Source organism: Pediococcus pentosaceus (assembly GCF_001437285.1).
GTDB lineage: Bacteria > Bacillota > Bacilli > Lactobacillales > Lactobacillaceae > Pediococcus > Pediococcus pentosaceus.
Window position 1 is genome coordinate 58,271 of sequence record NZ_JQBF01000001.1, and the last position, 14,129, is coordinate 72,399.

The following is a 14,129-nucleotide window of genomic DNA, read 5'->3' on the forward strand; positions in this document are numbered from 1 at the left end:
AAGAAGTGAATATTAAAATTATTGTTGTGGGAAAGTTAAAAGAAAAATATTTGAAACAGGGGATAGCAGAATACTCGAAAAGATTGTCAAAATTTTGTAAGTTCCAAATTATTGAAGTTCCAGATGAAAAAGCACCCGAAAGTTTAAGCGATGCTCAAATGAATGAAGTTAAAGTTAAGGAAGGAGAACGTATTTTAGGTAAAATTAAAGATCGAGACTATGTTTTTACCCTAGAAATCAAAGGAAAAGAACGCTCTTCTGAAGAATTATCAGCAGAGATGGCTAAATTAACTACTTATGGAAACTCTGATATCACATTTGTGATCGGGGGTTCGTTAGGTCTTAGTGATGCAGTAATGAAACGTTCTAATTCCGCCATTTCATTTGGGCGCTTTACTCTACCCCACCAATTGATGCGACTAGTGTTAACTGAGCAAATTTATCGTTCGTTTATGATTCAGGCGGGAAGTCCGTATCATAAATAAAGAATTCAATAATATGCTTGTACGCTTAATAAAATATTAGAAGAAACGACTTTCCATGATGAAAGTTGTTTTTTTGTAAACTTAAAGATATAAAATAATTGGTAGTTTGAAAGTTATAATATAAGTAAAGTCTGAAATGAATGGGGTATAAACTTATGAAAAAAAATATCGATGTTGTTGGAGCTGCTTTTATAGAAGATGATAAAATTTTAGCTACTAAACGTAGCGATGACCGCATTTTAGGAACGCTTTGGGAATTTCCAGGTGGAAAAATTGAAAAAGGTGAAACTCCAGAACAAGCTTTGAAAAGAGAACTATTTGAAGAATTTAATGACGACATACAAGTCGGTGATAAGGTAACAGATACAAGTAGTTTTGAATATGATTTTGGGACTGTAAATCTTACAGTATACTATGCAAAATTTATAACTCATAATTTTAATCTAATTGCTCATAGTAAAATAGAATGGATGTCCCAAGAAGAGCTAAAAACAGTAAAATGGGCAGATGCTGATCAATTAGCAGTGGGTGAGATATGTAAAGCTGATCTTTCGAAGGTAAAATTCGGATGAAATTAACAAAAATAAAAAATGAAATTCAAAATGCTCTGACACAAGGTTTTGTGGATAAAGATATTATTGGGAACGAAGAAATGGTGCCGCGGTTCATTTTAAATGCTAAAGGAGATACAATGCGTGATCATATTGATCATGAGCTTATTCATTGTTCATCATTTATCTTTGTAATAGCGTTTATTACAGAAGGCGCTCTTACACCGTTAAAAGTAAAACTGGCTGATTTAGCTCGAAGAGGTATAAAGGGGCGAATACTGACTTCCGATTATTTGGAGTTTAATTCGCCAAAAATGTTCTATGAGTTAAAAAAATTAAAAAATGTAGAAGTTAGAATTGCAGATATTCATACTTTTCATGCTAAGGGATACATTTTTAATCATAATGATGTTTACCAAACTGCAATTATAGGTAGTTCAAATCTTACAGAAGCGGCAGTAGCTACTAATTATGAATGGAATCTTAGAGTTACATCTTACCAGGATGGAGAAATTACTAGAAAGATAATTGAGGAAATTGAAAATCAGTGGAAAAAGTCACACTCTTTAACAGAAAAGTGGATCGAAGGGTACAAAATTAAATATGAAAAAAGCCAACAACGCTATTTAAAAGCAAAAATTGAAGAAGAAATTCCAGAGTATGAAACTTCAAAAGAGATCAACCCTAACTTAATGCAGCAAGAGGCTTTAACTAATATAGAAAATATCCGATCTAATGGAGCTCAAAGAGCACTAGTTATCTCGGCAACAGGAACGGGTAAAACATATTTGGGGGCATTTGACGTAAAAAAATTTAGCCCTGATAAATTTCTATACATAGTACACAGGGAACAAATTTTAGATAAAACTATATCCAGTTTTAAGAAGATTCTTAGCAATGAACCTGCAGAGGCTTTTGGAAAAGTATCCGGAAATTCAAAAGATTTTGAAGGGAAATACCTATTCGCTACCATACAGACGCTTTCGCGAGACAATTGGCTAGAACGTTTCGATAAGGATGAATTTGATTATATCTTAGTTGATGAGACACATCGGGCTGGAGCTGAATCTTATAAAAAAGTGTTAAATTATTTTACTCCACAATTTATGCTAGGAATGACTGCAACACCAGACAGAATGGACAATTTTAATTTATATGAATTGTTTGACTACAACATTGCATACGAAATTAGACTGCAAAAAGCTTTAGATGAGAACATGTTATGTCCGTTTCATTATATTGGCATTACTGACTATGAAGTAGATGGGCAAATTACTGACGACACTAGTCAACTAAATTGGTTAGTATCTGAAGATCGTGTAGATTACGTTATTAAACAGACTGAATATTACAGTTACTCAGGAGAAGCTCTCCAAGGTCTAATATTTTGTAGTAGAACAGAGGAAGCCAAGAGATTAGCGGAAACACTTAGCTTGAAGAGACATCCTAGTAAGGCATTAACAGGTGAAACTCCTCAGTGGGAACGTGAAAAGATTATTGAGGAACTGGAACAACGGAAAATAGAATATATTATTACAATTGATGTTTTTAATGAGGGTATTGATATACCATGTGTAAATCAGGTAGTAATGTTAAGAAACACACAATCTAGTATTGTTTTTATTCAGCAATTAGGACGAGGATTGAGAAAATCAGAAAATAAAAAATATGTAACAGTCATTGATTTTATCGGAAATTATAAAAATAACTACCTAATCCCTATTGCACTAGTTGGTGATAAGTCGCGGGATAAAAATAGTGCACGAGATGATTTGGAATTAAATGAAATTGCGGGGATATCCACTGTTAATTTTTCGGATATTGCAAAAGAAAAGATTTATCAATCTATAAATAATACATCTTTAGATAGCATGAAGATATTGCATGACGATTATGAAGATTTAAAAGCACGTTTAGGGAGAGTCCCCTTCTTATTAGATTTTCAATCTTTTGGAACAGTAAATAGTTCCGTTTTTATAAAAAAATATAGAAATTATTACCAGTTTTTGCTGAAAATGAAGGAAGAGTTTCATTTGACTCATGCTGAAGAAGAGATCCTAACTTTTATTTCTGCAGAATTAACGAATGGAAAAAGAATTGTTGAACTTCTATTATTAGAAGAAATTCTAGAATGTGATGGACAATTAGTAAAGGGAGATTTTATAAAGTCTGTTAGAGAAAAGGGAATTTTTTATAATGAATCGGTAGAAAAATCTGTAGAACAAGTTATGTCATTGGAATTTTTTAAAAAAGCTAATCGGAAAAAATATGGAATGGAACAAATAGTAAAAGATAACAAGAATATCTACCAAATTAGTGAAAAATTCAAGAATAGTTTCGAGAACAATCCCGATTTCAAACTATTAGTTTTGGATGCGATAAAGGCGGGACTGGAAAATGCAAAAGAATACGATATAACAAAACCTTTTTCATTATATCAGCGGTATTCTAGAAAAGACGTTTGCCGAATCATAGGGTGGACAGAAGGAGACAGTTCAACCGTGTACGGATATAAAGTTAAGGAAAATGTCTGTCCAATCTTCGTAACCTATTCTAAATCTGATGCCATAGAAGATAGTATTAAATACCAAGATAAATTTATTAATAGAGATATATTCCAGTGGTACACTCGTCACAATGTTAAAATTGATTCCAATGAAATGAAAAAAATATTAAATAAAAACACGACTATCCAATTATTTATCAAGAAAAATGATGATGAAGGTAGTGATTTTTACTATTTTGGGGAAGTTAATGTTGTTCAAGCTGAACAAGAAGAATTTCAAGTTAACAGTGATAAAATTGAACCTATAGTTAAAGTTCAATTGAAATTAAAAAATACTGTTAGGCAAGATAAGTATAAGCTTTTTGAAAAGTAATGTGGTTGCTGAAAAATAACATCGATATTAAAAAAATTTGAAGATAGTTTGGTACAAAAGTATGAGAAAATATTTCAAATTATATGAACAAATAAAAAACGCCTTTTTAGGCGTTTTTTATTTATCCTAACCATTTTCCCACAATTGGAAATTTGCCTTGCAACCAGACAAATGGTCGGGTCTTAATGATACGTTGGTGAGTTTCAGGTGAAGCTTTTTTTACAGAGATTAAAGCGAGAATGAAGAATGGAGAAGCTGGCATAACTGGTAGCGCTAAGCCGATTATTCCTAGGACAGTATTGAAGAAGGCAGAGGTTAGCCAAAAAAATCGTGTGATTATGAAAGTCATTTAGTCATCTCCTTAAGGATATAAGTTAGCATGTTTTAGTAAACTAAACGAGCAAAATGGATGAGCTTTTAAAGTTACTTAAGAATATTAAATGAATTTTTAGACAGTTTGGCTTATAATGGGCGCTAAATATTTGAATAATACAGGCAGAAAAATAAGATCGATAATTTCAACTTCAGGTGAAGTTAAAGTGAGGTGAGAGGTAATGAAAAAACCGAAGGCACTAGTACGCGGTGATAAAGTAGCGATCGTGAGTCTATCCAGTGGAGTATTGGGTGAAAGCTTTGCTGAACACGAATTGAAGCAAGGAATACAAAGACTAAAAGAATTTGGTTTACAACCAATCATTATGAAAAATGCTTGTCGAGGGATTGAATACTTAAAATGTCATCCAGAGGCCAGAGCTGCTGATCTCAAACAAGCTTTTATGACAGCCGATATTAAAGGAATTATTTGTGCAATTGGTGGGGATGATACTTATCGTTTAGTGCCATATTTGATGGAAGATGAAGAATTTATTAGGGCAGTTCAGGCGCATCCTAAAATTTTTACGGGCTTTTCAGATACGACGATCAATCATTTAATGCTAAATAAACTGGGGCTAATAACGTATTATGGTCCAAACCTATTGAATGATTTAGGCGAGCTAGATAGGCAGATGTTGCCTTATACACGAGCAACTTTTGCTAGCTATTTGAAAAACGAAATTCCAGTCGAAATTAAATCTAGCCCAATTTGGTATGATGAACGGGTCGATTTCTCGATAAAAGCACTGAACACACCACGTGTTAAACATGATGAAAAACATGGTTACCTTGTACTTCGTGGAAAAGGGAAAGTTACAGGAAGATTATTCGGCGGTTGTTTGAATAGTTTGGGTAAATGTGTCTTAGGCGAAGGTCACTCTGATCAACCAGCTATTATTCAAAAATATGGCCTATTACCTGAACCCGAAAAATGGTTAGGAAAAATTCTGTTTATTGAAACAAGTGAAGAGAAACCTACGCCAAAAGAGTATCGAAAATTATTAGAAACCCTAGATCAATTTGGAATTATATCTAAAGTTTCAGCTATAATTGTTGGAAAGCCACAAGATGAAATCTATTTTAACGAATATCAAAAAATATTACTTGAGGTAACAGCGGTTTATCAAACTCCAATTATGTTTAACTTAAATTTTGGGCATGCTTATCCCCGAACAGTAATACCCTACAATTTAGAAGCTACCGTCGATTTTGATGAAAGAACTTTAACAGTCCAAGAATCCTTGTTCAACTAAAAAAATCCGCCTTTAAAAGGCGGATTTTTAATTATCTGACGATAATATTGCCATCGGAACTAGTGAAAGAATAATGAGTTTTCTGAGATCCTTGATGATAGTAATTTGTATTTTTACCAAAAATTTTAGCGTGCCCGTCGTCGCTATCTGCATTAATTGCTAGATTACGGGAATCCTTCAGAGTAGTATGAATATCGCCATCACTAGTACGACCGGTTAAAGATTCTGAAATACTAAGCCGATTTAAGTTCAGATCGCCGTCATCACTAACTAACTTAAGCTGTTTGAAGTCAGAATCATTAAGTTCAAGATCACCATCTGAAGTTAAAATTTTTGATGAGCCCTTAATGAATTTTGAGTCATTAATAGTAACATCGCCATCACTGCTATCATAAGCAAGACTTGCTGCTGAAACTTGTCGTAATTCTAAATCAGAGTAACCACTAACTTGGAGTTCGTCTTTAACGTTAACTTTGTGCAAATCAACATCTTCATTTGAAGATAGATGGATTTGGTTGAAGTTCAAATCAGTAATAGAAACTGTACCACTAGTGTTACAAATTAACTTGTTAAGCTTACTAGTACTTGGTACGTAAATAGTAATTGTAGACGGTGCAAAGTTTCCAAGTCCTAGATTAAAGGTAAAACCATTTCTTGAATTATCGTTAATAGAAAGTTGATGGTCGGTTGCTTGGTAATCAAGGGTATTGGTTCCTCGATAAGTGACTTTAATTTGGGATCCAGCGTAAGGTTTAATTTGAACTTCATCATCGGCGTTAATTTTTAAATTATGAACTTCTTTGAAGGTAGCATGTTTGATTGAAGCATCTTCGATTTTAAATCCGCCATCATGCCAAATTAAATTATGATCGCCGTGATGTAAGATGCCTAATCCTAAAAGGACGGCTCCTAAAATGGTAAGGATAATCCCCGAAATAAGTGTTTTTTTCATTACCGATCACCTCTTTTTTCTGTTCTTCTTGTGACAATCTTGGTATATAACCATCTGAAGAAAAGGGAAGTCCCGTGAAGAATTAACATTAATATCCATCGGATAAATGGAATTAAAATTAAATATATCCCAATCACTAACAACCCAAAACCGATGTAATAAATACCAGTCCAAAAGGATGTTGCCAAAAGAGTTAGACCAATAATAAAAATAATAATAGCAATAATGCCAAAGATAGTGAAAGCCAATCCAACTCCAAGAATTGCAACAACCATCCCAAAAATAACACCAAATATGGCCATAAATAAGCCTAGCGCTAGAGGAATTGTAATAGGGGTAGAGAAAATGGCCAGGATGATCAACCAAATGGTTTTAACATCCTGCCGTGGACGTTTAAAATCCGACGATTCGGGTTCAGATTGTTCACCAGCTTTAATAGAATAGTCTGCTAAGATTTTCCGTGCTAATTGTTTAGGTGTTCCTAATGAAGAAACTGCTTGTTGATAGCTTACTAAGCTACTATCTTGTAAATATTCGCTATAAAACTCAATTACATCAGACCGCTCTGCGCGCGTGAGTGGAGATAGATGGGGCTCTCATTCTTCAATGTAATCATTCATTTAAATCACCCCTTGAAACTAATTTATCAATCCTATTTTTGAAGGTAATCCATTCTGCTTGAATTTCAGCCAAACGAACTTTACCTGCTTGAGTTATCTTGTAATACCTTCGATTCCGTCCTTGGTAGGGTTCATCATAGGTTGTTAAATAATTATTCTTTTTTAAACGGCGTAAGACAGGATACATGGTTGATTCAGAAATCGGAAAGTCTGCTTGAACTTTCTGTGTCAGAGCATAACCATAGTAATCTCCATGATTTAATATTCCCAAAACGCTACCGTCTAGCAATTCGGTTGGAATTTGGATTGCCATATGTTCACCTCCATAATACTATATCTCATATAGTATTATAAATGATTAAAATAGTAAAGAAAACCCCCAAGCTTATTTACAAGCTTGGGGGTTGAAGTTCAATTTAACGTAAAATTCGTTGAATATCGCGAGCAATCATTAATTCTTCATTAGTTGGTACAACGAGAACTTGAACCGCATCAGTTACTTGATTAATCTGTTGTTCTTTACCACGTACATTATTACGCTCAGCATCAGCATTAATGCCGAAGTAGGCAAGTTGTTCCATAATGCGTTCCCGCATTGCAATTCCATTTTCACCACAGCCAGCAGTGAAAATCAGAGCATCTAATCCACCAAGTTCAGCCACATAGCTACCAATAAAACGGACTACGCGGTTAATGAACATTTCCAATGCTAACTTAGCTTGAGGATTAGAATTTTCGGCGTCTTCCAAATCCCGTTGGTCAGGAGATAATTGGGAAATTCCTAATAACCCTGATTTTTGATTTAGAATATCAATCACTTCGTTAACACTAATCCCTAATTTTTCAGCTAGAAAACCGACCAGTGATGGATCTAAATCTCCCGATCGAGTCGCCATCATTACCCCGCCTAAGGGAGTGAATCCCATAGAGGTATCGATTACACGTCCTTGATTAAAGGCCGTAATTGATGAACCGGAACCGAGATGACACGTAATCATTTTCAAATCGCTTAAATCTTTTTTTAGAAGAGCTGCTGCCCGATTGGCGACATACCGATGACTGGTCCCATGCGCACCATATTTACGAATCCCTAAGTCTGTGTAGTATTCGTAAGGGATGGGGTAGAGGCAGTTAACTTTCGGCATATCAGCGTATAACGAAGTGTCGAAAACCGCCACTTGACGAACATCTGACAGGAGCTGTTTAAAAATTTCAATGTAGCGGGCCTGAACCGGGTTATGAAGTGGGGCATATTCAGCTAAATTTTGGATTTCGGCTAAAACTTCATCATCGATTAAAACCGAGTCTTTAAAGTGTTCGCCCCCTGCGACAACGCGATGCCCAATTCCAGTAATCTCACGTAAATGCTCGACTAGTCCATGATCTTTAAGGAAAGAAAGTAACATGGTAACCGCTAAATCATAGGTGATTGAAGGTTTTACTACTTTATAAGGATCGTGATGGGGGCGTTTAACCATAAAAACGGAGTTGGGAAGATTGATTCGGTCAATCAATCCAGTTGCGATTACTGTTTCGTCAGGAATCGAAAACAACTTCCATTTCAGAGTTGAACTGCCCGCATTAATAACTAAGTCTTTTTTCATGAGATATTCCTCGCTAACATGTGTAGATTTATTGGAAATTAGTTTTTGTATCCGCTTACAATTATACCGGATTTCCAACAAAAATACTTAACTATCGATAATAGTTTTTGCGTTAATGAATTCACGAATACCTAAATCACTAAGTTCACGTCCGTAACCAGAGAATTTAACTCCACCAAATGGGAACTGAGGATATGAAGTTAGTAATTGATTAATGGCAACTTGGCCTGTTTCAATCTTCGAAGCTACTCGTTCAGCTTGTTCTAAGTCTTCGGAAAATACGGTCCCACCTAGTCCGTGTTGAGAAGCATTAGCAACTTCAATCGCTTCTTCTTCATCCTTAACCTTGTAAACTTGAGCAACTGGACCAAATAGTTCCTGATCATACATCGGGTTATCTGATTTCATACCACTAATGATGAGAGGATAAAAGCCGGCACCAGGGCCTTTAATAGGCGTGTTGTTACCCCAAAGTAGTTTAGCACCACCGGCTAAGGCCATGTCCACTTGTTTTCTTAGTTTTTCTTGAGCAGACTTGGATGAAAGTGGCGCCAAAGTTGTTTCGGGGTCTAGTGGGTCTCCCAACCGACGTTTTGCAAATTGCTGGCTAAGACCTTCAAGAAAGGCGTCGTAAACATCTTCTTGGACGATAAAACGTTTAGCAGCCGTGCAGACTTGTCCAGCATTGCTAAGACGAGCTTTAGCAGCAACTTCAATTGCTTTTTTCAAATCAGCGTCTTTTAAGACAACAAAGGCATCGGTTCCGCCTAATTCCATGGTTGATTTTTTCAAATTTGCTCCTGCTTCGGACGCAATCTTTTTACCAACCCCTTCAGAGCCAGTTAAAGCAACACCTTGAACCCGATGATCACTGATGATTTGACTAACTTGGTCGTAATTGATAAATAAATTTTTAAATGCTCCCGTTGGAATACCAACCTTCAAGGTCGCATCCTCAAAGGCTTGAGCACATTCGGGAATGATACTAGGGTCTTTTAGTAAGACAGGGTTTCCCGCAATAAAATTAGGAGCAAAGACCCGCATAATTTGAGCATACGGGAAGTTCCAAGGTTCAATCATAAAGACTGCTCCAATCGATTGGTACTCAACGTGGGCTTTAACCCCTGGAGCATCGTGATACTCAACGTCTGCCAAAGCTGCTGCTCCATTTTTAGCATAGTATTCTGCAAAATCAGAGGTCTTTTGAACTTCAGCTTGAGATTCCTTAAACAACTTTCCCATGTTAGTTGTAATAAGGCGAGCGTAATGGTCAATGTTATTTTTAAACTCATCGGCTAGCTCTTGAAGTTTTTCGGCTCTTTTTTCAATGGGTTGAGTTTTTGCAAATTGATAAAAAATATCAGCATTCTTCAAAGCAACTTCGACTTCTTGGTCGGTTGTATTAGGAAATGTGCGAATTAATTGTCCGTCGTACGGATTTACTGAATGATATGCCATATAAAAGTCTCCTTTTCTAGATATGGTTCTATTGTGCAAAAGAATGCGCTTTCATTCAAGTGATAAAGCTTAAATTGGTAAAATTCAATATTTGAGAAAATACAGCACATTTTATAGAGTGGTTAGATTAAAGTGAAGGTTCAGATTTGCAAAATATATTATCTTAGCGTAGACTACAGAGCGAAAACTGAATAGATTTCTTCGGGGCAGGGTGTAATTCCCGACCGACGGTAACAACCAAGGGTTGAAGTCCGTGACCCGCGAGTAGCGGTGGACCTAGTGAGAGTCTAGGACCGACAGTATAGTCTGGATGGGAGAAGAAACGTTATTTAAATTTCGTACTCTTTTGTACGCTTTTTGGCGTGCATGCTCGTATGGAGTCTTATTTAGCTATCAAAAATCATGCCCCGCACAAATTTTGTGTGGGGCTTTTTTCGTGGGGTGATTTTGATTAGTGAACAAGATTATATGAATTTAGCTTTCGAAATGGCAAAGAAAGGGAAGTATCAAACGTGGACGAACCCTTTAGTGGGAGCGGTAATCGTTAAGAACAACGTGGTTTTAGCTAAAGGGTATCATCACCAGTTTGGAGCTGCTCATGCTGAAATTGATGCTTTGCAGCACTTAGATGATCTAAAACAAGCTAGAGGTGCTAAGATGTACGTCAGCTTAGAGCCGTGCAGTCACTTTGGTAAGACGCCTCCTTGTGCTAAAAAGTTAGCTGAAGTAGGTATTAAAGCAGTTGTAGTTGGTCAAAAAGATCCGAATCCATTAGTCGCGGGTCGAGGACTTCAAATTTTAAGGGATGCTGGAATTGAAATAAAAGTTTTAAACCAAACTGGAGGATTAAATGTTAAATACAATTTTTTCTATCAGCATCAGCGTCCGTATGTAAATGTAAAGTATGCCATGACTTTGGATGGAAAAATTAACCAGCAGGCCAACCAACGCAGCATTATTACTGGTAAAGAAGCCTATCAAGACAGCCAGCAATTACGGGCAGAATATCAAGCAATTTTGGTTGGTGAAAACACATTAAAAGTTGATCATCCCCAATTAACAGTCCGCCAAATCGCTGTTTATCAGCAACCTTGGCGAATGGTTTTGATAAGGGATGTAGATCAACTTAAAGTTGAAGATTATGCGTTTTTTAAAACAGCAGATCCAATCTTATTACTTACTTCATCCGTAACTCGACGACAGTGGCCGAATAACGTAGAAGTGATTTCTGATCGGTGGACCCCCAATAAAATCCTAACGCTACTGGCTAAACGAGGGATTCAAAGTGTTTTAGTTGAAGGTGGGAGTCAAATTCACGCCGAGTTTTTAGCAAGCGGTCTGGTGGATGAAATTAATGTCTATCTTGCACCACGTATTTACGGAGCGACGGGGTTACCAGCGATATTTAACCCTACTCAATTACCATATCAATCGAATGCATATCAGTTAGTTGAAAAAATGGAATTGGGGCCAGATATGAAATTTAGACTGAGGAGAGTATAGATGTTTACTGGAATAATTAAAGCAAAAGGCATTATCAGCCAGATTAAACGCAATCAAGCAACCGCGCAAATTACGATTGCCACACCGATGACCCACCAAATTCATAGCAAAATTGGAGATAGCATTGCCATCAATGGGATTTGTTTAACGATTACTAGCATTTTAAACGAAGGATTTACCGTCGAAGTAATGCCCGAAACAACCCATCGAACGAGCCTTGCGAATATGAAAGATGGAATGGAAGTTAATCTAGAACCGGCTTTGCTAGCCACAGACCGCTTAGATGGTCATTTTGTTTTGGGACATGTAGATACAACGGCCAAATTAGTTAACAGAGTGTTAGATGAAAATTCAATCGTCCTAACCTTTGAAATTAATCCTGACTATATAGATTACGTGGTCGAAAAGGGCTCGATCACCATCGATGGAGTGAGTTTAACGGTTTCAGCGGTGGAGAAGCAGCTGTTTGAAGTTAGTTTGATTCCACATACCTTACAAGTAACCACGCTAGGTAATTTAAAGGCTAATGATGTTGTGAATGTTGAAACTGATATTTTAGGGAAATACATTTTAAACGAAAATCGTGGTGTAAATAATGAAAAATAGAATAATTGAAAAAGTTGAAAATGCTCTACAAACTTTGAAAAATGGTGGTCTTATTATCATAACGGACGATGAAAATCGTGAAAGTGAAGGAGACATGGTGGGATTGGCCGAATATGTTACCCCAAAAGCAGTCAATACGATGGTTACCAATGCTCGAGGACTGTTGTGCGTACCGATGAGTGCGGAGATAGCTCAAAAATTGGGATTATCACCAATGGTTACTAATGCGGAAGATGCTTTTGGAACGGCATTTACCATCAGTACCGATGCTAAAACCACTAAAACAGGGATTTCAGCTTTTGACCGCGCTAAAACCATTCAAAAGTTAGCGGATCCCCAAGCTAAATTTAGTGAATTTTATCATCCAGGGCATGTCTTTCCCCTAATTGCTGAAGAAGGTGGGGTGCTAGCAAGAGGTGGGCATACTGAAGCGGCAGTTGATCTGGCTAAGTTAGCTGGAGTTCGGCCAGTAGCCTACATTACGGAAGTTTTGAAAAAAGACGGCACAATGGCCCGTCGAAACACCCTTAAATCCTTGGCCGAAGGAATGCAAATGCCACTATTAACCATTGAAGAAATTAAAATATATCGTTATATGAAAGATGCTGGAATAGTTAAATCGGTTGCGAAAGTCCATCTACCTACTAAATATGGGGAATTTGAGATGGAAGCTTTTGATACGGGGGCTGGGCAGGAACCAACTTTACTTTTAACTAAAGGAAATCTATCTGAAGTTCAACCCTTGTTACTTCGAATCCACTCCGAATGTTTAACTGGTGATATTTTTGGTTCCAAGCGATGTGATTGTGGTGAGCAATTAGAACGTTCCTTAAAGGAAATCCAAAGCCGTGGAAGAGGAGCTTTGTTGTATTTACGCCAAGAGGGTAGAGGAATTGGTCTTGCTAATAAATTAAAGGCTTATGAACTTCAAGAGCAAGGGATGGATACAGTTGAAGCTAATCTGAAGTTAGGATTTCAAGCTGACGAACGGCATTATGGAGTAGCTGCTGCAATTCTAAGAAAAAAGGGAGTCACGAAAGTTAATCTACTAACCAATAATCCTGACAAGATTAAACAATTAGAAACATTGGGAATCAAGGTAGAGGAGCGAGTGACAATCCAAATCCCAGCACATCCCGAAAATCGAAGCTATTTAAAAGTTAAAAAAGAAAAAATGCATCATTTATTGAAAGGAATGGATTAAATGACAGAATATTTTGGTACTTTTAATGGAAGTAAACTTAAAATCGCGATTATAGTAGCGCGTTTTAATGATTTAGTGACAAAGCGTTTACTGGATGGGGCTTTTCAAACTTTAGCTCAAAATGGAGTTTCCAAGGAAGCTATCGATGTTTATTGGGTACCTGGAGCGTTTGAAATTCCACGCGTAGCTCAAAAAATAAGCCAGAAAGGTAATGTAGACGGAATAATTACTTTAGGAGCAGTCGTTCGAGGCGAAACATCGCATTACGAATCGGTTTGTTCAGGAGTAACAAGTGGAATCGCTCAAATAGCGTTAGAAGGAAAAGTACCGGTAATGTTTGGGGTGCTCATGACAGAAAATATGGAACAGGCTCTTAATCGAGCGGGTGGTAAAGCCGGAAATAAGGGTAGTGAATGTGCAACGGGGCTACTGGAAATGATTGATATTGAGCAAACAATAGATAGGGAATAGTGATACAAGGATTTAATGGTTGTTCAAAAAAGCGGTCTACGGAGGTTGAAACCAATATTTTTTTGAAAAACTTTAGTCCTTTAGACCACGGTAAATTTAAATATGTAGTTTTTTCTTAAAATAGCGCTTTCAAAAACCGATAATAGGTATATACCAATTTTAATTTTT

General features: G+C 36.6%; 14 protein-coding genes, 1 pseudogene and 1 riboswitch. Of the genes and pseudogenes, 8 read left to right on the plus strand and 7 right to left on the minus strand.

Going from position 1 to position 14,129, the window contains the following annotated elements:
- Positions 1-5: 5 nt before the first annotated feature.
- The 3 genes from rlmH (at position 6) to IV86_RS00280 (ending at position 3,915) form a co-directional block, all read left to right on the plus strand.
- A complete protein-coding gene (gene rlmH, locus IV86_RS00270) occupies positions 6-485 on the plus strand; it encodes a 23S rRNA (pseudouridine(1915)-N(3))-methyltransferase RlmH (protein WP_002833843.1) in 480 nt (159 codons plus the stop codon).
- Positions 486-640: 155 nt separating this feature from the next.
- On the plus strand, positions 641-1,057 hold the full coding sequence (locus IV86_RS00275) for a (deoxy)nucleoside triphosphate pyrophosphohydrolase (protein WP_002833842.1): 417 nt from the start codon (positions 641-643) through the stop codon (positions 1,055-1,057).
- Positions 1,054-3,915: a DEAD/DEAH box helicase gene (locus tag IV86_RS00280; protein ID WP_002833841.1), complete on the plus strand. Its 2,862-nt coding sequence runs from the start codon at positions 1,054-1,056 to the stop codon at positions 3,913-3,915. The genes IV86_RS00275 and IV86_RS00280 overlap by 4 nt, the downstream gene beginning before the upstream one ends.
- Before the next feature lie 121 nt (positions 3,916-4,036).
- Here IV86_RS00280 and IV86_RS00285 read toward each other — a convergent pair whose 3' ends face one another.
- Entirely contained in the window at positions 4,037-4,264 is a 228-nt protein-coding gene (locus IV86_RS00285) for a DUF454 family protein (protein WP_002833840.1), read from the minus strand.
- 205 nt (positions 4,265-4,469) lie between these two features.
- Here IV86_RS00285 and IV86_RS00290 point away from each other — a divergent pair, with 205 nt between their 5' ends.
- A complete protein-coding gene (locus IV86_RS00290; RefSeq protein WP_002833839.1) occupies positions 4,470-5,543 on the plus strand; it encodes a S66 family peptidase in 1,074 nt (357 codons plus the stop codon).
- A 31-nt stretch (positions 5,544-5,574) separates the two neighbouring features.
- On the opposite strand, the gene IV86_RS00295 is transcribed toward IV86_RS00290, so the two are convergent.
- The 6 genes and pseudogenes from IV86_RS00295 to IV86_RS00315 form a co-directional block, all read right to left on the minus strand.
- Entirely contained in the window at positions 5,575-6,495 is a 921-nt protein-coding gene (locus tag IV86_RS00295; RefSeq protein ID WP_002833838.1) for a DUF4097 domain-containing protein, read from the minus strand.
- Positions 6,495-6,797, minus strand: a complete 303-nt coding sequence (locus IV86_RS08820) for a hypothetical protein (RefSeq protein WP_232625453.1) — start codon at positions 6,795-6,797, stop codon at positions 6,495-6,497. Before IV86_RS08820 ends, IV86_RS00295 begins: the two co-directional genes overlap by 1 nt.
- A gap of 168 nt (positions 6,798-6,965) precedes the next feature.
- Positions 6,966-7,073, minus strand: a pseudogene (locus IV86_RS08930) (DUF1700 domain-containing protein); the annotation flags it as partial.
- Between the two features lie 34 nt (positions 7,074-7,107).
- Positions 7,108-7,428 carry a PadR family transcriptional regulator gene (locus IV86_RS00305; RefSeq protein ID WP_002833836.1) on the minus strand — a complete coding sequence of 107 codons (321 nt, stop codon included), beginning with the start codon at positions 7,426-7,428 and terminating at the stop codon, positions 7,108-7,110.
- 103 nt (positions 7,429-7,531) lie between these two features.
- Positions 7,532-8,719, minus strand: a complete 1,188-nt coding sequence (locus tag IV86_RS00310) for an acetate/propionate family kinase (RefSeq protein ID WP_056979281.1) — start codon at positions 8,717-8,719, stop codon at positions 7,532-7,534.
- An 87-nt stretch (positions 8,720-8,806) separates the two neighbouring features.
- Positions 8,807-10,177: an NAD-dependent succinate-semialdehyde dehydrogenase gene (locus IV86_RS00315; RefSeq protein ID WP_002833834.1), complete on the minus strand. Its 1,371-nt coding sequence runs from the start codon at positions 10,175-10,177 to the stop codon at positions 8,807-8,809.
- A gap of 193 nt (positions 10,178-10,370) precedes the next feature.
- Positions 10,371-10,503, plus strand: a riboswitch (FMN riboswitch).
- A gap of 115 nt (positions 10,504-10,618) precedes the next feature.
- Between IV86_RS00315 and ribD the strand changes: the two genes are divergently transcribed.
- From ribD to ribH, 4 genes are read left to right on the plus strand one after another with little or no spacing between them, the layout of a single operon-like run.
- Positions 10,619-11,680 (plus strand): bifunctional diaminohydroxyphosphoribosylaminopyrimidine deaminase/5-amino-6-(5-phosphoribosylamino)uracil reductase RibD, encoded by a 1,062-nt coding sequence (gene ribD, locus IV86_RS00320; RefSeq protein ID WP_172643141.1) that lies wholly within the window; start codon positions 10,619-10,621, stop codon positions 11,678-11,680.
- Positions 11,681-12,286 (plus strand): riboflavin synthase, encoded by a 606-nt coding sequence (locus IV86_RS00325; RefSeq protein WP_002833832.1) that lies wholly within the window; start codon positions 11,681-11,683, stop codon positions 12,284-12,286.
- The gene (locus tag IV86_RS00330) at positions 12,276-13,490 is read left to right on the plus strand and encodes a bifunctional 3,4-dihydroxy-2-butanone-4-phosphate synthase/GTP cyclohydrolase II (protein WP_002833831.1); all 1,215 of its coding nucleotides are present in this window, start codon (positions 12,276-12,278) and stop codon (positions 13,488-13,490) included. The genes IV86_RS00325 and IV86_RS00330 overlap by 11 nt, the downstream gene beginning before the upstream one ends.
- Complete coding sequence (gene ribH, locus IV86_RS00335; RefSeq protein WP_002833830.1) at positions 13,491-13,961, plus strand: 6,7-dimethyl-8-ribityllumazine synthase; 471 nt, start codon at positions 13,491-13,493, stop codon at positions 13,959-13,961.
- Positions 13,962-14,129: the final 168 nt, after the last annotated feature.

Bases quoted from the DNA above. Each gene is read 5' to 3' on its own strand.
- IV86_RS00275 (WP_002833842.1), top strand. From the start codon at position 641: ATGAAAAAAAATATCGATGTTGTTGGAGCTGCTTTTATAGAAGATGAT.
- IV86_RS00280 (WP_002833841.1), top strand. From the start codon at position 1,054: ATGAAATTAACAAAAATAAAAAATGAAATTCAAAATGCTCTGACACAA.
- IV86_RS00285 (WP_002833840.1), bottom strand. From the start codon at position 4,264: ATGACTTTCATAATCACACGATTTTTTTGGCTAACCTCTGCCTTCTTC.
- IV86_RS00290 (WP_002833839.1), top strand. From the start codon at position 4,470: ATGAAAAAACCGAAGGCACTAGTACGCGGTGATAAAGTAGCGATCGTG.
- IV86_RS00295 (WP_002833838.1), bottom strand. From the start codon at position 6,495: ATGAAAAAAACACTTATTTCGGGGATTATCCTTACCATTTTAGGAGCC.
- IV86_RS08820 (WP_232625453.1), bottom strand. From the start codon at position 6,797: ATGGCCATATTTGGTGTTATTTTTGGGATGGTTGTTGCAATTCTTGGA.
- IV86_RS00305 (WP_002833836.1), bottom strand. From the start codon at position 7,428: ATGGCAATCCAAATTCCAACCGAATTGCTAGACGGTAGCGTTTTGGGA.
- IV86_RS00310 (WP_056979281.1), bottom strand. From the start codon at position 8,719: ATGAAAAAAGACTTAGTTATTAATGCGGGCAGTTCAACTCTGAAATGG.
- IV86_RS00315 (WP_002833834.1), bottom strand. From the start codon at position 10,177: ATGGCATATCATTCAGTAAATCCGTACGACGGACAATTAATTCGCACA.
- IV86_RS00325 (WP_002833832.1), top strand. From the start codon at position 11,681: ATGTTTACTGGAATAATTAAAGCAAAAGGCATTATCAGCCAGATTAAA.
- IV86_RS00330 (WP_002833831.1), top strand. From the start codon at position 12,276: ATGAAAAATAGAATAATTGAAAAAGTTGAAAATGCTCTACAAACTTTG.
- ribH (WP_002833830.1), top strand. From the start codon at position 13,491: ATGACAGAATATTTTGGTACTTTTAATGGAAGTAAACTTAAAATCGCG.